22 protein-coding genes are annotated in these 22,294 nt (G+C 67.7%); 19 read left to right on the top strand and 3 right to left on the bottom strand.

Going from position 1 to position 22,294, the window contains the following annotated elements; genetic code table 11:
• Positions 1 to 104 precede the first annotated feature (104 nt).
• Positions 105 to 452, bottom strand: a complete 348-nt coding sequence (locus E3N86_RS07615) for a DUF1844 domain-containing protein (protein WP_104101224.1) — start codon at positions 450 to 452, stop codon at positions 105 to 107.
• 286 nt (positions 453 to 738) lie between these two features.
• On the opposite strand from E3N86_RS07615, the gene infC reads away from it, so the two are divergent.
• The 18 genes from infC (at position 739) to E3N86_RS07525 (ending at position 18,762) form a co-directional block, all read left to right on the top strand.
• Entirely contained in the window at positions 739 to 1,365 is a 627-nt protein-coding gene (infC, locus tag E3N86_RS07610; RefSeq protein ID WP_104101226.1) for a translation initiation factor IF-3, read from the top strand.
• Complete coding sequence (gene rpmI, locus E3N86_RS07605; RefSeq protein WP_104101228.1) at positions 1,358 to 1,552, top strand: 50S ribosomal protein L35; 195 nt, start codon at positions 1,358 to 1,360, stop codon at positions 1,550 to 1,552. Before infC ends, rpmI begins: the two co-directional genes overlap by 8 nt.
• A 27-nt stretch (positions 1,553 to 1,579) precedes the next feature.
• On the top strand, positions 1,580 to 1,966 hold the full coding sequence (gene rplT, locus E3N86_RS07600; RefSeq protein ID WP_134511688.1) for a 50S ribosomal protein L20: 387 nt from the start codon (positions 1,580 to 1,582) through the stop codon (positions 1,964 to 1,966).
• 152 nt (positions 1,967 to 2,118) lie between these two features.
• The gene (locus tag E3N86_RS07595) at positions 2,119 to 2,919 is read left to right on the top strand and encodes an RNA methyltransferase (protein WP_104101233.1); all 801 of its coding nucleotides are present in this window, start codon (positions 2,119 to 2,121) and stop codon (positions 2,917 to 2,919) included.
• 67 nt (positions 2,920 to 2,986) lie between these two features.
• A complete protein-coding gene (locus E3N86_RS07590; RefSeq protein ID WP_104101236.1) occupies positions 2,987 to 3,775 on the top strand; it encodes an amino acid ABC transporter ATP-binding protein in 789 nt (262 codons plus the stop codon).
• Between the two features lie 37 nt (positions 3,776 to 3,812).
• Positions 3,813 to 4,682, top strand: a complete 870-nt coding sequence (locus E3N86_RS07585) for a glutamate ABC transporter substrate-binding protein (protein ID WP_104101238.1) — start codon at positions 3,813 to 3,815, stop codon at positions 4,680 to 4,682.
• Between the two features lie 135 nt (positions 4,683 to 4,817).
• Positions 4,818 to 5,465: an amino acid ABC transporter permease gene (locus E3N86_RS07580; protein ID WP_104170093.1), complete on the top strand. Its 648-nt coding sequence runs from the start codon at positions 4,818 to 4,820 to the stop codon at positions 5,463 to 5,465.
• On the top strand, positions 5,462 to 6,385 hold the full coding sequence (locus tag E3N86_RS07575) for an amino acid ABC transporter permease (RefSeq protein WP_104101242.1): 924 nt from the start codon (positions 5,462 to 5,464) through the stop codon (positions 6,383 to 6,385). The genes E3N86_RS07580 and E3N86_RS07575 overlap by 4 nt, the downstream gene beginning before the upstream one ends.
• A gap of 20 nt (positions 6,386 to 6,405) precedes the next feature.
• Entirely contained in the window at positions 6,406 to 7,446 is a 1,041-nt protein-coding gene (gene pheS, locus E3N86_RS07570; protein WP_134375104.1) for a phenylalanine--tRNA ligase subunit alpha, read from the top strand.
• Complete coding sequence (pheT, locus tag E3N86_RS07565; protein WP_134511687.1) at positions 7,446 to 9,980, top strand: phenylalanine--tRNA ligase subunit beta; 2,535 nt, start codon at positions 7,446 to 7,448, stop codon at positions 9,978 to 9,980. Before pheS ends, pheT begins: the two co-directional genes overlap by 1 nt.
• Positions 9,981 to 10,103: 123 nt before the next feature.
• Positions 10,104 to 11,147: an N-acetyl-gamma-glutamyl-phosphate reductase gene (gene argC / locus E3N86_RS07560; RefSeq protein ID WP_134342194.1), complete on the top strand. Its 1,044-nt coding sequence runs from the start codon at positions 10,104 to 10,106 to the stop codon at positions 11,145 to 11,147.
• Positions 11,144 to 12,316, top strand: a complete 1,173-nt coding sequence (gene argJ, locus E3N86_RS07555; RefSeq protein WP_104170088.1) for a bifunctional glutamate N-acetyltransferase/amino-acid acetyltransferase ArgJ — start codon at positions 11,144 to 11,146, stop codon at positions 12,314 to 12,316. Before argC ends, argJ begins: the two co-directional genes overlap by 4 nt.
• Complete coding sequence (gene argB, locus E3N86_RS07550) at positions 12,313 to 13,248, top strand: acetylglutamate kinase (protein WP_104101252.1); 936 nt, start codon at positions 12,313 to 12,315, stop codon at positions 13,246 to 13,248. The genes argJ and argB overlap by 4 nt, the downstream gene beginning before the upstream one ends.
• Entirely contained in the window at positions 13,245 to 14,474 is a 1,230-nt protein-coding gene (locus tag E3N86_RS07545; protein WP_255453048.1) for an acetylornithine transaminase, read from the top strand. The genes argB and E3N86_RS07545 overlap by 4 nt, the downstream gene beginning before the upstream one ends.
• A 38-nt stretch (positions 14,475 to 14,512) precedes the next feature.
• The gene (gene argF, locus E3N86_RS07540; protein ID WP_134511685.1) at positions 14,513 to 15,442 is read left to right on the top strand and encodes an ornithine carbamoyltransferase; all 930 of its coding nucleotides are present in this window, start codon (positions 14,513 to 14,515) and stop codon (positions 15,440 to 15,442) included.
• A gap of 62 nt (positions 15,443 to 15,504) precedes the next feature.
• Positions 15,505 to 16,704, top strand: a complete 1,200-nt coding sequence (locus tag E3N86_RS07535; protein WP_104101259.1) for an argininosuccinate synthase — start codon at positions 15,505 to 15,507, stop codon at positions 16,702 to 16,704.
• A 7-nt stretch (positions 16,705 to 16,711) separates the two neighbouring features.
• Complete coding sequence (argH, locus tag E3N86_RS07530) at positions 16,712 to 18,154, top strand: argininosuccinate lyase (RefSeq protein WP_134511684.1); 1,443 nt, start codon at positions 16,712 to 16,714, stop codon at positions 18,152 to 18,154.
• Positions 18,151 to 18,762, top strand: a complete 612-nt coding sequence (locus E3N86_RS07525) for a DNA-3-methyladenine glycosylase (protein ID WP_104101263.1) — start codon at positions 18,151 to 18,153, stop codon at positions 18,760 to 18,762. The genes argH and E3N86_RS07525 overlap by 4 nt, the downstream gene beginning before the upstream one ends.
• Positions 18,763 to 19,013: 251 nt before the next feature.
• Here the strand turns inward: E3N86_RS07525 and E3N86_RS07520 are convergent, their stop codons facing one another.
• Positions 19,014 to 19,709, bottom strand: coding sequence for a hypothetical protein (locus tag E3N86_RS07520; RefSeq protein ID WP_134511683.1), 696 nt, complete (start codon positions 19,707 to 19,709; stop codon positions 19,014 to 19,016).
• Complete coding sequence (locus E3N86_RS07515) at positions 19,706 to 20,368, bottom strand: winged helix-turn-helix transcriptional regulator (protein WP_134375090.1); 663 nt, start codon at positions 20,366 to 20,368, stop codon at positions 19,706 to 19,708. Before E3N86_RS07515 ends, E3N86_RS07520 begins: the two co-directional genes overlap by 4 nt.
• 146 nt (positions 20,369 to 20,514) lie before the next feature.
• On the opposite strand from E3N86_RS07515, the gene tyrS reads away from it, so the two are divergent.
• Complete coding sequence (gene tyrS / locus E3N86_RS07510) at positions 20,515 to 21,816, top strand: tyrosine--tRNA ligase (protein ID WP_241985979.1); 1,302 nt, start codon at positions 20,515 to 20,517, stop codon at positions 21,814 to 21,816.
• Positions 21,817 to 22,294: the final 478 nt, after the last annotated feature.

The following is a 22,294-nucleotide window of genomic DNA, read 5'->3' as shown; positions in this document are numbered from 1 at the left end:
ACCAATTCGACCACAGAAACCCCCGCCGGAGTCGACTGGTTTTCCACGGTGCTAGGTCACTTCAGGGAGCCGCACCGCGACCCATCCGAGCCGGCTGTTCGTCCCTAGTTGACCGGCCCGGTGAACTTTTCTCCCGGACCCTGGCCGATCGCGTCGGGGATGGCCGAGGCCTCCCGGAAGGCCAGCTGCAGCGATCGCAGACCGTCGCGCAGGCTGCGCGCGTGCATGTCGGCGATGTCGGGGGCCGCGGCGGTGATCAGGCCGGCGAGGGCCGTGATCAGCTTGCGCGCCTCGTCGAGGTCGGTCTGGTTCTCCGGGTCGTCGGCCAGGCCGACCTTGACCGCGGCGGCGCTCATCAGGTGAACGGATGCCGTCGTGATGATCTCCACGGCCGGCACGTCGGCGATATCGCGTGTTGCCTGGGCTGCATCCTGCTCGTTGCTGTTGGTCACTGCATTCCTCTGTTAGACTCGACCGGGCTCCGAGATGCAAGTCTCGGTACGAAAGTGGATAATCTCCCACCCGCGCATACCGCTTCATATAGGTTACCGGGTAGTTGCACTCCGCCTTCGCGGCGCTGGACTCCAACAGGAATCCGCTCCGCGTGGGTAGACAGGGTGTCGTCTGTGGTATTCGGGCAGTTTTCTCCGACAATCCAGACGCGTTTTTCCTCTCTTCGTCTCCGGGCGACATCCGTCTCCTGGCTGCAGCCTCGATGCATGAGAAGAGGAGAGACGCATCAGCGATCCCCGTACAAATGACCGTATCCGCGTCCCCGAAGTCCGTCTCGTTGGTCCTAACGGCGAGCAGGTTGGGGTCGTGGCCATCGATGTTGCGCTGCGCCTTGCACAGGAGGCCGATCTTGACCTCGTCGAGGTTGCACCGACCTCGAAGCCGCCCGTTGCCAAGATCATGGACTACGGCAAGTTCAAGTACGAGGCTGCGCAGAAGGCCAAGGAGGCCCGGCGCAACCAGGCGAACACGATCCTGAAAGAGGTTCGTTTCCGTCTCAAGATTGATAAGCACGACTACGAGACCAAGCGCAAGCGCGCCGAGGGCTTCCTGAAGGCCGGTGACAAGGTCAAGGCCATGATTCTGTTCCGTGGCCGCGAACAGTCCCGTCCCGACCAGGGCGTACGTCTGCTCCAAAAATTTGCCGAGGATGTCGCCGAGTTTGGTTCCGTGGAATCGAGCCCGACCATTGACGGTCGAAACATGGTCATGGTCGTTGGCCCGCTGAAGAACAAAGCGGAAGCCAAGGCCGAGATCAACGCACACAAGGCTGCCGATCGGGCAGAAAAGGTTGCCGACAAGGCTGACAAAGTTGCTGATAAGGCAGCGAAACTGGAGGAAAAAGATGCCTAAGATGAAGACCCACTCCGGGACGAAGAAACGCTTCAAGGTCACCGGTTCCGGCAAGATCATGAAGCAGCAGGCCGGCCTGCGCCACAACCTCGAGGTCAAGAGCACCCAGCGCAAGTCCCGCCTGAACCACGACCAGGTGCTGGCCAAGGCCGACACCAAGGTCATCAAGAAGCTTCTCGGTCGCTAGACCCGTACCCCGTAAGGAACTAAGAAAATGGCAAGAGTCAAGAGGGCCGTAAACGCCCATAAGAGCCGTCGCGTTATTCTCGAGCGCGCCAAGGGTTACCGCGGTCAGCGCTCGCGCCTGGTCACCAAGGCCAAGGAGCAGCTCACTCACTCCTTTACCTATAGCTACCGTGACCGTCGTGCACGCAAGGGTGACTTCCGTCGCCTGTGGATCCAGCGGATCAACGCTGCGTCCCGCGCGAACGGCCTGACCTACAACCGTCTGATCCAGGGTCTCGCCCTGGCCGGCATTCAGGTCGACCGTCGCATCCTGGCCGAGCTGGCCGTCAACGAGCCCGCCACGTTCGCGGCCATCGTCGAGAGCGCCAAGGCAGCACTGCCCGCCGACACGTCGGCACCCCGGGTCGTCGCGTAGCTGTCAGCCGGCACCAGCACTATCACGCACTCTCCACGGGAGCGGGCCCCGCGTCCGCTCCCGTTTTGCGTGCCCGGGGCCGGTTCGCCGGGTCGCCGCGTGTGCCCCGAGCGGGAACACAGCCGCCCCGCCCCGGCAAGTAAGCTGGAGGCATGTTAGATAATCCCCGTTCTCCGCGCGTGCGGGCTGTCGCGAAACTGGCGAATCGAGCCGCTCGCTCCGAGGCGGGGCTGTTCCTCCTGGAAGGCCCCCAGTCGGTCTCCGAGGCCCTCAACTTCCGGCCCGACCTTGTTGTGGAGCTCTTCGTGACCCCCACCGCCCTCGAGCGGCACCCCGAGATCGCCCAGGTCGCCCAAGAGGTGGGCGCCGAGCTCGAATTCGTCACCGAGCAGGTGCTCGAAACGATGGCCGACACGGTCACGCCGCAGGGTTTCATCGCGGTGTGCCGTCAGTTTCCCACCTCGGTCAAGGACATCTTCGCCAACGAGCCCAAGCTCATCGCCATCCTCGAAGAGGTGCGCGACCCCGGAAACGCCGGCACCATCATCCGTGCCGCGGATGCCGCCGGCGCCGACGCCGTGATCCTCACCGGCCGCAGCGTGGACCTGTACAACCCGAAGGTCGTGCGCTCCTCGACCGGCTCGATCTTCCACCTCCCCGTCGCCGTCAGCGCGACGCTCTCCGACGTGCGCGAACGGGCCCGGTCCGCCGGCCTGCAGATCTTCGCCGCCGACGTCAAGGGCACCGATTTGCTCGCTGCCCGCACCGAGGGGCTTCTGGTCGCTCCGACGGCGTGGCTGTTCGGCAACGAAGCCCGCGGACTGACCGACGAAGATCTCGCCGTGGTCGACCGGTCCATTTCTGTTCCCATCTACGGTCACGCCGAATCGATGAACTTGGCGACGGCCGCCAGTGTTTGCCTGTATGAAAGCGCATTTGCTCAGCGCAGCTGATTATCACAGCTCGGTAACCACCGGCTTGGTGGTTCTGAGAAACCCTGTTCTAGCCTAGGTTTGGGACATGGAGCCTACAGAATCTGCGCCGGCGACGTCCAACATCACGGTGTTGCGCGGTGAGCCTCTCGTCGTGATCAGTGACGTGGACAAGCACTACGGTGACCTTCACGTGCTGAAGAAGATCAACGCCGTGGTCAACCGCGGCGAGGTCGTGGTGGTGATCGGGCCGAGTGGCTCCGGCAAGTCCACCCTCTGCCGGGCCATCAACCGGCTCGAGACCATCGACGCGGGCGTCATCACGATCGACGGCGTCAAGCTGCCGGCCGAGGGCAAGGCGCTGGCCAAGCTGCGCGCGGACGTCGGAATGGTGTTCCAGGCGTTCAACCTCTTTGCCCACAAGACCGTCCTCGAGAACGTCACCCTCGGGCCGATCAAGGTGCGCGGCCTGTCGAAGGCCGAGGCCGAGAAAAAGGCCATGGTCCTCCTCGAGCGTGTCGGCGTGGCCAACCAGGCCAAGAAGATGCCCGCCCAGCTCTCCGGTGGACAGCAGCAGCGGGTCGCGATCGCACGGGCTCTCGCCATGGACCCGAAGGTCATCCTGCTCGACGAGCCGACCAGTGCGCTCGACCCCGAGATGATCAACGAGGTGCTCGAGGTCATGATCAACCTGGCTAACGACGGCATGACCATGATCGTCGTCACGCATGAGATGGGCTTCGCCCGCCGCGCCGCCGACCGGGTCATCTTCATGGCCGAGGGCGAGATCGTCGAGGAGACCACGCCCGAGCAGTTCTTCACCAACCCCCAGAGCTCGAGAGCGAAGGACTTCCTCTCCAAAATACTTGCCCACTAACCGGTGTGCAGGACGACACAGCAATCAGGAGATACCCATGAGACTCACTAAAGGTCTAATGATTTCGGCCATTGCCCTCGCGAGCGTTCTCACGTTGAGCGGATGTACCGATTCCGCCCAGACGCCCGAGGCTGCACCGGTCGAGGAAACGGTTGAGTTCGAAGCCGGCACCTCCATGGCCGCGTTGAACGAGGCCGGGGCGATCACCATCGGCACCAAGTTCGACCAGCCGCTGTTCGGCCTCAAGGGCCCGGACAACAACCCGGTCGGCTTCGACGTCGAGATCGGCAAGCTCATCGCCGCGAAACTCGGCATCTCCGCCGACAAGATCAAGTGGACCGAGACCGTCTCGGCCAACCGCGAGCCCTTCCTCCAGAACGGCCAGGTTGACCTTGTCGTCGCGACCTACACGATCAACGACACCCGCAAGGAGGTCGTCGACTTCGCCGGACCGTACTACCAGGCCGGCCAGGACCTGCTTGTGCTCGCCGGCAACCCCGACAAGATCACCGGCCCGGAGGACCTCGCCGGCAAGCCCGTCTGCACCGTGAGCGGCTCGACGTCGGAGAAGAACATCGCCGCGTACTCCGACAACGTGATCGCGACCGACACCTACTCCAACTGCTTGGGCCCGCTCCGCAGCGGCGAGGTTGTCGCCGTGACCACGGACAACGTTATCCTGGCCGGCCTCGCCGACCAGAACGCCGGTGAGTTCGAGGTTGTCGACAACCCCTTCACCAAGGAGCCCTACGGCATCGGCCTGAAGAAGGACGACACCGAGTTCCGCACCTTCATCAACGATGTGCTCGATGAGGCGTACGAGGATGGCACGTGGGCCGAAGCCTGGGAAGCGACCGCCGGTACCGTGCTCGAGACCCCGACCCCGCCGGCAGTCGACCGGTACTAGTCGCCGAAAGCAGCACCTGCTGATCGGGGCGGCCGCGCCGCACAGGCGGCCGCCTCGACCAGCACCTTTTTCCTGGAACCCGCACGACCCACCCGCACGACATCCAGATAGTCACTACAGAAGAGGAGGTGAGTTGTGGACGCAGTCATCGAAAACCTGCCCCTGTTTCTGGAGGGCTTCAGAAATACATTGGGCCTTCTGCTTCTGGCCGGCACGGGAGCGCTCGTGTTCGGCATCATCATCGCTGCCATGCGCATCTCGCCCGTCGCATCCCTGCGCGGATTCGCCACCGTCTACACCGAGATCGTGCGCAACACCCCGCTCACGCTGGTGCTGTTCTTCTGCGCCTACATCCTGCCCTACCTCCAGTTCAGCCCAGGCTACTTCGTGCTCGCCACGATCGGACTCACCGTCTACACCTCGCCGTTCGTCGCCGAAGCCCTGCGCTCGGGCGTCAACGGTGTGCACGTGGGTCAGGCCGAGGCCGCCCGCAGCGTGGGTCTGACCTTCACGCAGACCCTCTCGTTCGTCGTCATGCCCCAGGCGGTGCGCATGGTCATCCCGCCGCTCATCAATGTGTTCATCGCCCTGACGAAGAACACCTCGGTCGCCGGCGCCTTCTTCGTCTTCGAACTCTTCGGCGCCGCCCGCAAGATCACCAACGATCGCGGCGATGAGGTGCTCGCGATCTTGCTCGCCGTGGCAGTCTTCTACCTCCTGGTCACCATCTCGCTCGGCCTGATCGCCGGTCGGGTCGAGAAGAAGGTGGCGGTTCTCCGATGACTTCCGTGCTTTACGATGCTCCGGGCCCCAAGGCCATCTTCCGTTCCCGGCTGTTCTCCGTGGTGGCCGGCCTCGTCATCGCCGCCGGCCTGGTCTGGCTGATCCTGGCGCTGGGTGCGCCCAAGACCAGCGCCAACGGCGCCGTTCAGCCGGGCCTCTGGGACGTCTCCCGGTGGGACGTCTTCGCCGACCGCGAGGTCTGGCGCACGCTCGGCCGCGGAGCACTGAACACCCTCCGAATGGCCGGCGTCGCCGCCGCGTTCGCCCTGGTGCTCGGTGTGCTGTTCTCCTTCGGGCGCGTCTCCGATACTAAATGGATTCGGATCCCGACCACGGTCGTGCTCGAATTCGTGCGCGGCATGCCCGTACTGCTGATGATGCTTTTCATCCTCCTCGTCTTCTCCACCGGCTCCTTCTGGGCCGGTGTCGCCGCCCTCTCCGTCTATAACGGCGCGATCATCGGCGAGGCGCTGAGGGCCGGCATCAAAAGCCTGCCTCGCGGCCAGCGCGAGGCTGGGCTGGCCATCGGGCTCACGCCCGTGGCAACCCGGTTCCGGATCGAGTTCCCGCAGGCGTTCCGGCAGATGCTGCCGATCATCATCGCGCAGCTCGTCGTGCTCCTCAAGGACACGTCCCTGGCGTTCGTGGTCGGCTACGAGGAGCTCCTCCGCAGCGGGCTGTACAACCTGACGAACTTTTTCGGCAGCCGGTACTCCTTCTCCTTCTTCCTCGTCGTGCTCGCGATCTACCTGACGATGAACCTACTGCTCTCCTGGCTGGCCCGCGTCATCGCCCGCCGCACCGGTTCCAAGTCCGGCGGCGTCACCACGGACACGAAGGCGCCGCCTGAGAAGCCCCTCGATCCCGAGGTGGTCTACCCCGCTGCGCTCGGCAACCAGATGGGCGCCCGGGGGCTTTAGCGGCACTAAACTTGTGCCTTGTGTCTGACCCCACTGAGATCTCTGAACCAGTCGTGAGCGCGGCCGTCGACGCCGCACTCGCCGCCATTGACGCCGCGAACGACTCCGCGGCCCTGAAAACCGTGCGCACCGAGCACACAGGCGAGGCCTCCCCGCTGGCCCGACTCAACGCGCTGATGCGCAGCGTGCCGGGCAACCAGAAGGCCGCCGCCGGCAAGCTCCTCGGCCAGGCCCGAGGTGCCGTCGCCCAGGCGTTCGCCGCCCGCGAGGCCGCGATCACCGAGGCTGAGGCAACCGCTCAGCTCGCGGCCGAAACGGTCGACGTGACGGCGGCGGCCTCCACCTGGAAGCCCGGCGCGCGGCATCCGCTCACCCTGTTGCAGGAGCGCGTCGCGGATGTCTTCGTCGGCATGGGCTGGGAGGTCGCCGAGGGCCCCGAGCTCGAGAGCGAGTGGTTCAACTTCGACGCCCTCAATTTCGACGAGGACCACCCGGCCCGTGCCATGCAGGATACGTTCTTCATCGACCCACCCGAGGCACACCTGGTACTGCGCACCCACACCTCGCCGGTACAGCTGCGTGCCCTGTTGTCGCGCGAACTTCCCGTTTACGTCGTCGCGCCCGGCCGGGTGTTCCGCACCGACGAACTTGACGCCACGCACACGCCCGTGTTCCACCAGATCGAGGGCATCGCCGTCGACAAGGGCCTGACCATGGCGCACCTGCGCGGCACTCTCGACCATTTCGTGCAGGCCATGTTCGGCCCCGAGGCGAAGGTGCGCCTGCGCCCCAACTACTTCCCGTTCACCGAGCCGAGCGCCGAACTCGACCTGTGGCACCCGACCTTCAAGGACGGCGCCCGCTGGATCGAGTGGGGCGGCTGCGGCATGGTCAACGCCAATGTGTTGCGTTCCGCCGGGATCGACCCGGAGGTCTACTCCGGATTCGCGTTCGGCGTCGGCGTCGAACGGGCATTGATGTTCCGAAATGATGTGAAGGATATGCACGACATGGTCGAAGGCGACGTCCGGTTCAGCCAGCAGTATGGGATGACCGTCTGATGCGCGTACCACTGAGCTGGCTGGCTGAGTTCGTCGACCTGGCCCCGGGCATCACGCCCGAGGACGTGCACGCCGCCCTGGTGAGCGTGGGCCTTGAAGAGGAGGAGATCCACCGCTTCGAGCTGACCGGGCCGATCGTGGTCGGCCAGGTGCTCGAGTTCGTCGGCGAGGAGCAGACCAACGGTAAGACCATCAACTGGTGCCAGGTGCGCGTCGCCGCTGACGGCGAGCTCGCGGCCGAAGGCGGCCCGGCCGTGCACGGCATTGTCTGCGGCGCCCACAACTTCGTCGTCGGCGACAAGGTCGTCGTGACCCTGCCCGGCGCCGTGCTGCCCGGTCCGTTCCCGATCGCGCCCCGCAAGACCTATGGCCACGTGTCCGACGGCATGATCGCCTCGGCCCGCGAACTCGGCCTCGGCGACGAGCACGACGGCATCCTGGTGCTCGGCAGCCTCGGCCTCGACCCCGAGATCGGCACGGATGCGATCAGCCTGCTGGGCCTGGACGACACCGCCGTCGAGATCAACGTCACGCCCGACCGGGGCTACGCCTTCTCGATCCGTGGCGTCGCTCGCGAGTACGCGCACGCCACCGGGGCTGCCTTCCGCGACCCGGCGCTCTCCGTCACCGCGGACGCGTCCACGGTCGCCTTCCCGGTGACCATCGCCGATCAGGCCCCTATCCGCGGTCGCGTCGGCGCGAGCGTGTTCGTCACCCGCGCGGTGCGCGGCGTGGACCCCACCCGGCCGTCTCCGGCCTGGTTGATCGCCCGCCTGAAGCTGGCCGGCATCCGTTCGATCTCGCTGATCGTCGACGTCACCAACTACGTGATGATCGAGCTCGGCCAGCCGATCCACGGCTACGACCTTGACAAGCTGGCCGGCGGTATCACCGTGCGTCGCGCAGAACCGGGCGAGAAGCTCGTCACCCTCGACGACGTCACCCGCATTCTCAACGCCGAAGACTTGCTGATCACCGACGAGTCCGGACCGATCGGTCTGGCCGGCGTAATGGGCGGTCAGAGCACCGAGATCGGTTCCGCGACCACGAATGTGCTGATCGAGGCCGCGAACTTCGACCCGGTATCGATCGCGCGCACGGCCCGTCGGCACAAGCTTCCCAGCGAGGCATCCCGCAGGTTCGAGCGCGGGGTGGACCCGGCCGTGGCCGCGGTCGCCGCCGCCCGCGTCGTTCAGGTGCTGGTCGAGCTCTCCGGGGGAGAAGCCGACGGCCTCGGCTCCCTGCACGACGCCACGCCCGACGCCGAGCCGATCTTCCTGCCGACCGGCTTCATCTCCGGCCTGATCGGACTCGACTACACCCGCGAGGAGGTGCGCACCTCGCTGGCCGAGATCGGCGCCTCGATCGAGGAGACCGAGATCGGGCTGAACGTCACCGCCCCGAGCTGGCGCCCCGACCTGACGGACAAGTGGACCCTGGCCGAGGAAGTCGCCCGCATCGTCGGTTACAACCGCATCCCCTCGGTGCTGCCCGTCGCCCCGCCCGGGCGCAGCCTCACCCACGCGCAGACCCTGCGCCGCCAGGTGGCGCAGACCCTGGCGGCCACCGGCCACACCGAGGTGCTCGCGTACCCGTTCGTGGCGGAGAAGTCGAACAACCTGTTCGGGCTGCCCATCGGCCCTGCTGTTCCGCAGATCCGGGTTGCCAACCCGCTCGACGGAGAGGCGCCGTTCCTGCGCACGTCGATCCTGCCCGGGCTGCTGCAGATCGCACACCGCAACCGCTCGCGCGGCCTCACCGACCTGGCCGTCTTCGAACTGGGCTTGGTGTTCCGGCCGGTGGCGGGCATCCGTTACGGCGGCTCCGTCGTGCCGCCCGGCGCGGTGCGCCCGAGCGCGCAGCTGGAGGCCGAGCTCAACGCGGGAATCCCGCCGCAGCCTCTGTCGGTGGCGGTCGTGCTGACCGGCTCCGTCGTGCGGCACCAGCCGGGGCAGCCCGCCGTGGCCGCAAGCTGGCAGCACGCCCTCGCCGCGGTGCAGCAGGTCGCGCTGGCCGCCGGCGTTCCGATCACGGTTCGCCAGGGTTCGCACCAGGCCCTGCATCCCGGCCGCACCGCCGAGCTGTTCGTGACGACGGATGCCGGCACGACCTCGGTCGGCTACGCCGGCGAACTGCTGCCCAGCATCGCCCGCGACGCGGACCTGCCCGCGGTCGTCGCGGTTGCCGAGATCGACCTGACCGCCGTGTTCGCGGAGGCCGGCGCCGAGCTGCGCGCCACACCGATCGCCACGATGCCGGCCGCCACACAGGACCTGTCCCTCGTGGTCGACGCCGGCGTGCCGGCCGGCGACGTGCTCCGCACGCTGCTCGAGGGCTGCGGGCCGCTGCTCGACCACGCCGAACTCGTCGACGATTACCGCGGCACGGGCGTGCCGTCCGGACGCAAGTCACTGACGTTCGCGCTGCGGTTCCGGGCGCCGGAGCGCACCCTAACTGCCAAGGAGGCCAGCGACGCCAAACTCGCCGGCGTCGCGGTGGCCGCCGCCCGCTTCGGGGCCACTCTCCGCGAGTAGCGCGAGTAGCGCGAGTGGCGCGGGCTGGCGCCCGCTCCGCGCGCCGAGAGTCACCGCCCGGGCGGCGATTATCGGCGCGAACGGCGATTCTCGGCGCGCGGGGCGGCGCGCTAGGTTGGGAACATGTCTTTTTCGGTGGCGGTGGCAGGTGCGAGTGGCTACGCGGGCGGTGAATTGTTGCGTCTGTTGGCCGGGCACCCCGACTTCGAGGTGCGCACGGTCACGGCGCACAGCACTGCCGGGCAGCGTCTGATCGACGCGCAGCCGCACCTGCGCTCGCTCGCGCACCTCACCCTGGTCGACACGACGCCCGAAACCCTCGCCGGGCACGATGTGGTGTTCCTCGCCCTGCCCCACGGAGCATCCGGTGCCCTCACCGCGCACCTTTCCGCCGACACGCTCGTCGTGGACTGCGGTGCCGACCATCGGCTCGAAAGTGAGAGCGACTGGGCGGCGTTCTACGGGGGCGACTACTTCGGCGCCTGGACCTACGGCGTGCCCGAGCTCCCGGTGGTCGGCGGCACGCAGCGCTCCCGGTTGGCCGGCTCCCGCCGCGTCGCCGCCCCCGGCTGCAACGCGAGCACGGTGGCGTTGGCGCTGGCGCCGGGCATCCGTGCCGGGGTGATCGAGCCCGAAGACTTGGCCGCGGTGCTCGCGGTCGGACCCTCCGGCGCCGGCAAGAGTCTGACGCTGCCGAACCTCGCAAGCGAGATCCTCGGCTCCGCGAACCCCTACGCGGTCGGCGGCGTGCACCGCCACATCCCCGAAATCCAGCAGAGCCTGCGCTGGGCAGGGGCCTCGAACCCGACCATCTCATTCACCCCGGTGATCGTGCCGATGTCGCGGGGAATCCTCTGCACCGCGACGGCCCGTCTCGTGCCCGGCACATCCGGCGCCGCGGTGCGCGCCGCCTGGGAGGCGACCTACGCCGACGAACCGTTCGTGCATGTGCTGCCGGAGGGCCGATTCCCGCGCACGGGCGATGTGCTCGGCGCCAACACCGCGCTGATCGGCCTCGCCGTCGACGAGGCCGTGGGCCGCGTCGTGACGATCACCGCCGTCGACAATCTCACCAAGGGCACCGCCGGTGCCGCCATCCAGTCCGCCAACCTGGCGTTGGGACTGCCCGAGACCACGGGCCTGAGCACGAATGGAGTTGCCCCATGAGTGTCACCGCCCCCGCCGGGTTCGCCGCCGCCGGAGTTACCGCCGGCCTGAAACAGTCCGGCGGGCTCGACCTCGCCGTCGTGCAGAACCTCGGCCCGCTCACCAGCGCGGCCAGCGTTTTCACCAGTAACCGGTGCAAGGCGAACCCGGTGCTTTGGAGCGAGCAGGTCATGAAGGGCGGCCGAGTCAAGGCCATCGTGCTCAACTCGGGCGGCGCGAACTGCTACACCGGCAGCATCGGCTTCCAGACCACGCACGCCACCGCCGAGGCCATCGCCGACCGCTTGGAGATCTCCGCCGGCGAGGTGCTGGTCTGTTCCACCGGCCTGATCGGCGAACAGCTCGACCTCGGCAAGATCACCGCCGGCGTGTGGGACGCGACCCTCGCGCTGCAGGGTGAGAAGGCCACCTCCGACGCCGCCGGCCTGGCCGCGGCGCAGGCGATCATGACCACCGACACCACACCCAAGCAGACCATGCTCGTTTCCGACACCGGCTGGACCATCGGCGGCATGGCCAAGGGCGCCGGCATGCTCGCGCCTGGCCTGGCCACCATGCTCGTGGTGCTGACCACCGACGCCGTGCTCGACTCCGAGCAGCTGGACGTGGCCCTCCGCCAGGCCACCCGGGTCACGTTCGACCGCCTCGACTCCGACGGCTGCATGTCCACCAACGACACTGTCACCCTCCTCGGCTCCGGGGCGAGCGGGGTCACCGCCGACCTGGCCGAATTCACGGATGCCCTGATCGCCATCTGCCAGGACCTCACCCTGCAGCTGCAGGCCGACGCCGAGGGGTCCGCCCACGACGTCGCCATTACGGTGCGGCACGCCGGCACCGAGGCCGACGCCGTCACGGTCGCCCGCGCGGTCTCCCGCAGCAACCTGTTCAAGACCGCGATCTTCGGCAACGACCCGAATTGGGGCCGCGTGCTCGCGGCGGTCGGTACGACGGATGCCGCCTTCGACCCCTACGGCATCGACGTCGCCATCAATGGCGTGCAGGTCTGCACCGCGGGGGAACCCGACCAGCCGCGTGAGCTCGTCGACCTGACCCCCCGCTCGGTCTCCGTGCTGATCGACCTGCACGAGGGCGACGAGACGGCCACCATCTGGACCAACGACCTCACCCACGCCTACGTCGAAGAGAACAGCGCGTACTCGAGTTGAACCCGGTCCACGAAACCCCCGGCGACGAGACGACCCCAGGCGACGAGACGAACAGCCGGGCGGAGGCAGCCGTCAAGGCCGCCACGCTGATTGAGTCGCTGCCCTGGCTCAAGCGGTTCCACGACCAGATCATCGTGGTCAAGTTCGGCGGCAACGCCATGGTCAGCGAGGAACTGCAGCGAGCGTTCGCCGAAGACATGGTGTACCTGCGTTATGCCGGCATCCGCCCCGTCGTCGTGCACGGCGGCGGCCCGCAGATCTCCGCGATGCTCGACCGCCTCGGCATCGCGAGCGAGTTCCGCGGTGGCTACCGGGTGACCACGCCTGAGGCGATGGACGTCGTGCGGATGGTGCTCACCGGCCAGATCAACCGCGAGCTGGTCAGCCGCATCAACCAGCACGGTCCGCTGTCGGCCGGGCTCTCCGGCGAGGACGCCGGGCTGTTCCAGGGCCGTCGCCGCGGCACCGTCATCGACGGCGGCGAGGTCGACCTCGGCCTCGTCGGCGACGTGATCGGCGTCGACCCCGAGGCCGTGCTCGCCCAGCTCGCCGCCGGCCGCATACCGGTCGTCTCCTCGATCGCACCCGACACGGATGTCCCGGGCCAGTCCCTGAACATCAACGCCGACGCCGCCGCCGCGGCCCTCGCGGTCGCGCTCGGCGCCGCCAAACTGGTCATCCTGACCGATGTCGCGGGGCTGTACAGCGACTGGCCCAACCACGACTCGCTGGTGTCGGTCATCGACGTGGACTCGCTTCGCTCCCTGCTGCCGGGCCTCGAGTCGGGAATGATCCCCAAGATGACGGCCTGCCTCGACGCGGTCGAGGGTGGCGTCGCGAAGGCGGCCATCATCGACGGCCGGGTACCACACTCGATCCTGCTCGAGGTCTTCACCGGCAGCGGGATCGGAACCGAAGTGGTCCCGGCATGAGCAATACGCACCCAGAATCGAGCACCGCACAGATGGCCGATTCCGGCACCCCCGACTGGCGCGAGCGTTTCAGCGCCGCCATGATGCACACGATCGCACCGCCGCTGGCGATGCTCGTGCGCGGGAAGGGGTGCTACGTCTGGGACGACGAGGGCACGAAATATCTCGACTTCCTCGCCGGAATCGCCGTGAACTCGCTCGGCCACGCGCATCCGGCTCTCGTCGCCGCGGTCACCGACCAGGTCGGCCGGCTTGCCCACGTCTCGAACTACTTCGCGTCGCCACCGCAGCTGGAACTGGCCGAACGGCTCAAGCACCTCACCGGTGCGGGACAGGCCGGCCGGGTCTACTTCTGCAATTCCGGCGCCGAGGCCAACGAGGCCGCATTCAAGCTGGCCCGACTGAACACCGACGGTGGCAGCCGAACCCGCATCCTCTCCCTGCACGACTCGTTCCACGGCCGCACGATGGGGGCGCTCGCCCTCTCCGGCAAGCCGGCCATGCGCGAGCCGTTCCTGCCGGTCCCCGAGGGGGTCGAGCACATCCACGCCACGCTCGAGGGGCTGGACGCCGCGATCGACGAGACCGTCGCCGCCCTCTTCCTCGAGCCCGTGCAGGGCGAGGCCGGGGTGGTCGACCTGCCCGCAGGGTTCCTGCGCCACGCCCGCGAGCTGTGCACCCGAAACGGCGTGATGCTCATCCTCGACGAGGTGCAGACCGGCGCCGGCCGCACCGGCGAGTGGTTCGCCTACCAGCACGACGGTATCCAGCCGGATGCGCTCACGCTGGCGAAGGGGATCGGCGGCGGCCTGCCCATCGGCGCCCTCGTCACCTTCGGGGCGGCGTCGGAGCTGTTCCAGCGCGGCCAGCACGGCTCAACCTATGCCGGCAACCCGCTCGTCACGGCCGCCGCCAACGCCGTGCTCGGCGCCATCGAGGCCGACGGCCTGGTCGCCAACGCCGCGCGGCGCGGCGAGCAGATGCGGGGGATCCTCGCCGGGTTCGGTTCCCCCCTCATCGGCGAGGTGCGCGGCCGCGGGCTCCTGCTCGGTGTCGGGCTGACCGAACCGGTCGCCACCCGCCTGGCGGCCGCGGCCCAGAGCAACGGCTTGATCGTGAACGCCGCAAACGAGTCCACCATCCGTCTGGCCCCGCCTCTCATCGTCGGCGACGACGAACTGGCCGATTTCGAGTGCCGATTCGGGCTCGCTCTGGCCAGCCTCTAGAGTTGAACGATCTATTCCCCAGAAGCGAAAGTGACACCGTGACCCGCCATTTCCTGCGCGACGACGACATCTCACCGGCCGAACAGGCCGAGATCCTCGACCTTGCCCTGGACCTCAAGCGTGACCGATTCGCGGTCAAACCTCTGGCCGGCCCGCAGACCGTGGCTGTCATCTTCGACAAGTCATCGACCCGCACCCGGGTCTCCTTCGCCGTGGGGATCGCCGACCTCGGCGGCAGCCCGCTGATCATCAGCACCGCGAACAGCCAGCTCGGTGGCAAGGAAACCGCCTCCGACACGGCCCGCGTGCTCGAACGCCAGGTGGCGGCGATCGTCTGGCGCACCTACGGCCAGGCCGGACTCGAGGAGATGGCCCTCGGCACCACGGTGCCCGTCGTCAATGCGCTGTCCGACGACTTCCACCCCTGCCAGTTGCTCGCCGACCTGCTCACCATCCGTGAGCACCGCGGCGACCTGGCCGGTCAGATCCTCGCGTTCCTCGGCGACGGAGCCTGCAACATGGGCCAGTCCTACCTGCTTGCCGGCGCGACCGCGGGCATGCACGTGCGCATCGCCTCCCCGGTCGGGTACACGCCCACCGACGAGGTTGTCGCGGATGCCGCGGCGATCGCCCTGCGCACCGGCGGCTCCGTGGAGCTCTTCACCGACCCGGTCGCGGCCGTCACCGGCGTCGACGTGGTCGTCACCGACACCTGGGTGTCGATGGGCAAGGAAGAGGAGAAGGCCACCCGCCTGGGTGACCTCGGTCGCTACCGTGTGGACGCCGCCCTGATGGCGCTCGCGAAGCCCGACGCGCACTTCCTGCACTGTCTGCCGGCTGACCGCGGTTACGAGGTGACCGCCGACGTCATCGACGGCGCGCAGAGCATCATCTGGGACGAGGCCGAAAACCGCCTGCACGCCCAGAAGGCGCTGCTCGTCTGGCTGCTCACCCAGAACAGCGCCTAACGCCCCGGCGGGCGTCACAGCATGACCGTAAACTTGATCAGATCGAATTTTTAGGGAGAACCATGGCTGAACGCGTTGTGCTGGCATATTCGGGCGGACTCGATACCTCGGTTGGCATCGGCTGGCTGAAGGATGCAACCGGCAAAGAGGTCGTGGCCCTCGCCATCGACGTGGGACAGAGCGGCGAGGATATGGACGTCATCCGCCAGCGCGCCCTGGACTGCGGCGCCGTCGAGTCCATCGTCGTCGACGCGAAGGACGAGTTCGCCAGCGACTACGTCGTGCCGGCCCTCAAGGCCAACGCGCTCTACCAGAAGCGTTACCCGCTCGTCTCCGCGCTCAGCCGCCCGCTGATCGCCAAGTACCTCGCCTCCACGGCCAAGGAGCTCGGAGCGAACAGCGTCGCGCACGGCTGCACCGGCAAGGGCAACGACCAGGTGCGCTTCGAGGCCGCCGTCGCCGCCCTCGCGCCCGAGCTCACCTCGCTCGCCCCGGTGCGCGATTTCGCCCTCACCCGGGACAAAGCCATCGAATACGCGGCGCTGCACGACCTGCCCATCGCACAGTCGAAGAAGAGCCCCTACTCGATCGACCAGAACGTCTACGGCCGTGCGGTCGAAACCGGCTTCCTCGAAGACCCGTGGAATGCCCCGATCGAAGACCTCTACACGTACACGCAGGACCCGGCCGTGACTCGCGAGCCCACCGAGGTCGTCATCAGCTTCGACCAGGGTGTTCCCGTCGCGATTGACGGCGTCGCCGTCACCCCGCTGCAGGCCATCGAAATGATGAACCTGCTCGCCGGCAACCAGGGCGTCGGACGGATCGACATCGTCGAGGACCGCCTCGTCGGCATCAAGAGCCGCGAGGTCTACGAGGCCCCCGCCGGCATCGCCCTGATCGCCGCGCACGAAGAGCTCGAGAACATGACCGTGGAACGTGACCTGGCCCGCTACAAGCGCACGGTCGAGTCCAAGTGGGCCGAACTCGTCTACGACGGCCTCTGGTTCTCCGGCCTGAAGCGCGCACTCGACGTGTTCATCGACGAGACGCAGAAGCACGTGACCGGTGACATCCGTCTGAAGATGCACGCCGGCACCGCCGTCGTCACCGGCCGCAAGTCCACGCAGAGCCTCTACGACTTCAACCTCGCCACCTACGACACCGGGGACACTTTCGACCAGTCCATGGCCAAGGGTTTCATCGAGCTGTGGTCGCTGCCGAGCAAGATCTCGGCCCGCCGCGACCTCGCCGGCAAGTAGGGCTGACGTGGCTGGCGACACGGACACACACGAGAACCGCGCGGGCAAGGCGGGCGCCCTCTGGGGTGGCCGCTTCGCCGGGGGACCGTCGCCGGAACTGGCGAAGCTGAGCAAATCGACCCAGTTCGACTGGCCGCTGGCTCCCTACGACATCCGTGGTTCCCAGGCCCACGCGCGGGCCCTGGCCGCGGCCGGTTACCTGACCGCCCCGGAACTCGTCGCCATGATCGCCGGCCTCGACACCCTGATGCAGGCCGTGGTCGACGAGAGCTTCCTTCCCGCAGAATCCGACGAGGATGTGCATTCGGCCTTGGAACGCGGCCTGATCGACATCGTCGGCGTCGAACTGGGCGGCAAGCTGCGCGCCGGCCGCAGCCGCAACGACCAGGTCGCCACCCTGGTGCGGATGCTGCTGCGCGACAAGGCGAAGGGCATCTCCGCCCACGTCATCGACCTGATCGACGCCCTGGCGTCGCAGGCCGAAGCGAACGACGAGGCCATCATGCCGGGCCGCACGCATCTGCAGCACGCCCAGCCAGTGCTGCTCGCCCACCACCTGTTCGCGCACTGCTGGCCGCTAGTGCGCGACCTCGAGCGGTTCACCGACTGGAACACGCGCGCCGACTACTCGCCCTATGGGTCTGGTGCCCTGGCCGGCAACACGCTCGGCCTCGACGCCAACCTGGTGGCGGCCGACCTCGGCTTCAGCGCTGTGGTCGAGAACTCGATCGACGGCACCGCGAGCCGCGACCTGGTCGCCGAGTTCGCGTACATCACCGCCCAGATCGGTATCGACCTGTCCCGTCTGGCCGAGGAGATCATCCTCTGGAACACCCGCGAGTTCGGTTTCGTCACCCTCGACGACTCCTACTCCACCGGGTCGTCGATCATGCCGCAGAAGAAGAACCCGGACATCGCCGAGCTGGCCCGCGGCAAGGCGGGGCGCCTGATCGGCAACCTGACCGGTCTGCTGACCACTCTCAAGGGGTTGCCGCTCGCCTACAACCGCGACCTGCAGGAAGACAAGGAGCCAGTCTTCGACTCGATCGAGACGCTCGAGGTGCTCCTGCCGGCCTTCAGCGGAATGATCGCGACCCTGACCTTCCACACTGAACGGATGGCCGAGCTCGCCCCCCAGGGATTCTCCCTGGCCACCGACGTCGCCGAGTGGCTCGTCAAGCAGCAGGTCACGTTCCGGGACGCGCACGAAATCACCGGTTCGCTGGTGAAGTTCGCGGAGCGGAACGGGCTCGACCTGCACGAGGTGGACGACGTCGCGCTGCTCGCGCTGTCGCCGCACCTCACGCCGGACGTGCGCGAGGTACTCACCATCACCGGTTCGGTGTCCCGCCGCGACGGCCAGGGCGGGACCGCCCCGGTGCGCGTGGCGGAGCAGCGCGCGGCGCTCGTCACCCGGGTGCGCGCGCTGGCGGCTGCGCTCGGCATGTGACACTCGCCGACGGCATTCTGGCGCGACCGGCCGTTGAGGTCGCGCCACAGTTGTTGGGCGCGCTGCTCGACCGCGCCGGGGTGCGGCTGCGCATCACCGAGGTGGAGGCCTACCTCGGGCAAGGGCTCGACCCCGGCTCGCACGCCTTCCGTGGCCAGACCCGGCGGAACGCGTCGATGTTCGGCCCGAGCGGCCACCTCTACGCGTACTTCAGCTACGGCATGCACGTCTGTGCGAACATCGTCTGCTCGCCGGGCGGCGAAGCGTCCGCCGTGCTGCTGCGCGCCGGCGAGATCGTCGACGGTGTCGCCGAGGCACGGATGCGCCGCCCCACCTCACGCAGCGACCGCGACCTGGCGCGCGGCCCGGCCCGGCTCACGCTGGCGCTCGGCATCGGGCTGGGAGACGACGGTGCGGACCTCGGTGAGGCGCCGTTCACGCTGACCCTGCCTCCCGAACCGGTCGCTTTCCGCAGCGGACCCCGCACCGGAGTCGGCGGCGTCGGCGGGGGAGCGGAGTATCCGTGGCGATTCTGGATCCCGGGCGACGCGTCGGTGTCGCCGTACCGGCGACATCCGAAGCTGGGCGCTGAGCCCGACTCTCGCTAGGCGCGCGTCGTCGACAGGCGAGCACCGTCGACAGGCTCGGGCAGTCGCCGGGCTCGCGCCATCACCGGGACCCGCGCTGGGGCATCCGGCGTCATATAAAAGCGGAGATTTTCGGGAAACGCCGGTTCGGGGGCCGACCGGCGTGTCGCGAAAATCTCCGAGGTTACGTCAGCGCGATCGGCACGGATGTCCCGGGTCGCGCGGCAGGTTCGGGTCACCGGATCCCGGCAAGCTCGACCGCCGACCGGCGCCTACGTCAGGGCGATCTGCACCAGGGCGGCGCACGCGCACGCCCAGATCAGGCTCGCCAGCGTGCCGATGATGAACCGCTCCCGGGCCTCGGCCGTGGCCAGCTCGGTGAAGCGGCCGACGCCCTTGATCGCCACGACGACCGCGATGGCCTCCGGGAAGCCCGCCAGGATCGCGCCGGCCACGGCGAGGCGCTCCAGGATTCCGATCATCAATCCACCGCGCAGCACCTCGTGCACGAAAGTGCCGTGCGTTCCGACCGTCCCCTCACCATCGGGTACACCGGTGGCATCCGGTGCATCCGGTGCATCCGGTGCGCCGGCATCAACCCCGGACGCGCGGCCCGGCTCCGGTGTCACGGGAGCGCCGCCGTTGTCGACCAGGATCCCGCCGTGCTGGCCTTGGGGCACGGAGTTGTTCGTGGCCAGCCTCAGCGCAAGCAGCGCCGCCGGGCCGCCGCCGACCACGGCGAGACCGAGGGCCACCATGCCGAGGAGCACGCCCGACACGGTCGCGCCTCCGGGCGAGGGGAGGGCGGCGATCATCAGGGCCGCGGCGAGGGCGCCGCCGGAGACCGCGGCGAACTGCGGCTTCTGGCGCCGGAACGCGAGGATGGCGAAGACCAGCGAGCCGGTGGTGACGACCAGGAGGGACATCCAGTAGAGGTAGGCAACGATCGGGAAGGACGAGGAGATCATGCGGCAGGGTCCGTTTCGGTCGTGGCGTGCTCGAGGTTCTCCAGCAGCCTAACGAGTGCGGGCTGGGCGGACTGGTCGACCCTCCAGAGGGCGATTCGGATGCGCTGGCTGACGGCGGCGGGGGAAATGCCGAGCTCGGCGGCGATCTCCACCTGGGACATCCCGCTCGCCAGCAGGTCGATGGCCGCCCAGCCCTCCTGCGAGCGACGCTGGCGAAGGAGCAGCAGATTGGTGATGAGTGCTTCCACCCCGTCGGCGTCGAGCAGCGGAGCAGAGCGGCCAGCAGTACGGCCAGCAGTACGGCCAGCGGCCGGATCAACCTCGAGACTGAACCGGGCCTCGGCCTTCTTTGCCCGCGTCACGGCCGCGCGCGCCGCGACGAACGCACCGCCGGAGGCCTGCCGGGTTGTTTCTGGAAGAGGGGTGCGCACCTCGCCGATGCCGAGCCCGATGCTCCAATGGCCCGCGCGATGCAGCGCGAGAACGGCGGCAAGGGCCGTGCCGGCGTCGGGCAGCAGTAGCTGGATCTCATCGCCGGACGTCTGGTCGGGCGGCAGCGTGAACGCCGGGCCGTACGCGGCCACGAGCTCGGCGATCATCTCGCCGGCCCGATCGCGATCGTTGCGGCTGTCGACCTGGTCGGCCGTGATGACGAACATGGGCGGGACCTCCGACGAAGTTGGCGGGCTGATATGAAGCTTCCACGATCAATCTACACTAATTCAGCCTATAGGCTTAATATTTGCCGATCAAGGTGTGGTCCTGAATTCCCGGGCAGCGAGTCGGGCGCTGATATCCTTGGCTCGTGTCAGATCCAGCCATCCTCGCCCTGCAAGCCAACGACCCGACCTTCGACGACGTCTGGGGGGAGATCTCCTGGCGAGGCCTGGTACAGGTGTCCACCGACACCACCGAACTGCGTGAGCTGCTCGCCGGCCCGCCGGTCACGTTCTACTGCGGCTTCGACCCGACCGCCCCGAGCCTGCACCTCGGCAACCTCGTGCAGCTGCTGCTCATGCGCCGGCTGCAGCTGGCCGGACATAAGCCCCTCGGCCTGGTCGGCGGGTCCACCGGACTGATCGGTGACCCGCGCCCCACGGCCGAGCGCACCCTGAACTCTCGGGATGTCGTCGGCGAGTGGGTGGGCTACCTCCAGGCCCAGGTCTCGCGCTTTCTGAGCTCGGAGGGCGACAACGCCGTCACCCTGGTGAACAACCTGGACTGGACCGCCCCGCTCAGTGCCATCGACTTCCTGCGCGACATCGGCAAGTACTTCCGGGTCGGCAGCATGCTCAAGAAGGATGCCGTGAGCGCCCGGCTGAATTCCGACGCCGGCATCAGCTACACCGAGTTCAGTTACCAGGTTCTGCAGGGGATGGACTTCCTCGAGCTCTTCCGCACGTACGGCTGCGTGCTGCAGACCGGAGGCAGCGACCAGTGGGGCAACCTCACCAGCGGTATCGACCTCATCCGCAAGGCGGAGGGGGAGAGCGCCCACGCCATCGGCACCCCGCTGATCACGAACAGCGACGGCACCAAGTTCGGCAAGAGTGAGGGCAACGCGGTCTGGCTCGACCCCACCCTCACCAGCCCGTACGCGTTCTACCAGTTCTGGCTCAACACCGACGATGCCGATGTCCTCAACCGGCTGAAGGTGTTCACCTTCCTCACCCGGTCCGACATCGAGGAGCTCGCGGGTGCCGTGGCGGCGGAACCGTTCAAACGCCTCGCCCAGCGCACGCTCGCCGTGTCCGTGACAAGCCTTGTTCACGGCCGTGCCGCGACGGATGCCGCCATCCAGGCCGCGCATGCCCTCTTCGGCCAGGGTGAGCTGTCCGATCTCGACGAGGCCACCCTCGAAGCCGCTCTGCGAGAACTCCCGAACACGACGACCGCCCCGCACGCCCCCGTGGTGCAGCTGCTGGTCGACACCGGACTCAGCATGAGTCTGAGCGAAGCCCGCCGTGCCATCAGCCAGGGTGGGGTCTATCTCAACAACGTGAAGGTGCTGAGCGATGACCAGACCATCGAGGGTGCCGTGCTTCCCGGGGGAGTGGCCGTGCTCCGCCGTGGGAAGAAGACCTTGGCCGGCGTTTTCGTCGTCTGATTCAGAGACGGATGTCGCCTGGTCGTTCCGCCCCGNTTCCGCCCCGTTGGGGCGTGACACGCCCGGGCGGTTGCTGGTTTTGACGGTCCGGTGTGTCGGCCGTAATGTATTCAAACGTACCCCACAGGTGCGGAAAGCCGCAGAGCTTCCCGGCCTCATGTGGAACCACAGTTTTTCGCTTCGTCTCATGCTTGTTCCTGTTTCAGGTGAGTGTGGGGGAGGCCTAAGATGGTAACTCTTTCCGGCTGCGTGTTTGGTCTGGTGGGTGGTTGTTCGAGTCGCTTTGGCGCACTCGGAATCGGCTGCTTTCCGTGATTTGACAGGGTGTGGCCGGGCAGCTAAGTTATACAAGTTGCCTCGAAGCGACAGCCCTTGGTGGGCTTGAAGTCGAGTGCGTCCGATCCTTGAGAACTCAACAGCGTGCACAATGTCAAATGCCAAAAACCTCGGCCGTAGGGCTCCTTTCTAGGGGGTACCG

Origin of the sequence: Cryobacterium sp. Hz7, from assembly GCF_004402815.1 — a bacterium.
Classification (GTDB): Bacteria; Actinomycetota; Actinomycetes; order Actinomycetales; family Microbacteriaceae; genus Cryobacterium; species Cryobacterium sandaracinum.
This window is presented reverse-complemented; position numbering and strand designations above follow the sequence as displayed.